Here is a 277-nt window from a genome sequence, read left to right as displayed (position 1 = left end):
CCGGAGCTAATACCGGATGACATAAAGGAACTCCTGTTCCTTTATTGAAAGATGGCTTCGGCTATCACTTACAGATGGGCCCGCGGCGCATTAGCTAGTTGGTGAGGTAACGGCTCACCAAGGCGACGATGCGTAGCCGACCTGAGAGGGTGATCGGCCACACTGGGACTGAGACACGGCCCAGACTCCTACGGGAGGCAGCAGTAGGGAATCTTCGGCAATGGGCGAAAGCCTGACCGAGCAACGCCGCGTGAGCGATGAAGGCCTTCGGGTCGTA

Annotated in this window: 1 rRNA gene; it reads left to right on the top strand. The window is 57.8% G+C overall.

What is annotated here, in order from left to right:
- Positions 1-277: ribosomal RNA gene (locus EP747_RS24075) — 16S ribosomal RNA — on the top strand; the annotation flags it as partial.

Origin of the sequence: Gottfriedia acidiceleris (genome assembly GCF_004138285.1) — a bacterium.
GTDB classification, from domain to species: Bacteria; Bacillota; Bacilli; order Bacillales; family Bacillaceae_G; genus Gottfriedia; species Gottfriedia acidiceleris_A.
This window is presented reverse-complemented; position numbering and strand designations above follow the sequence as displayed.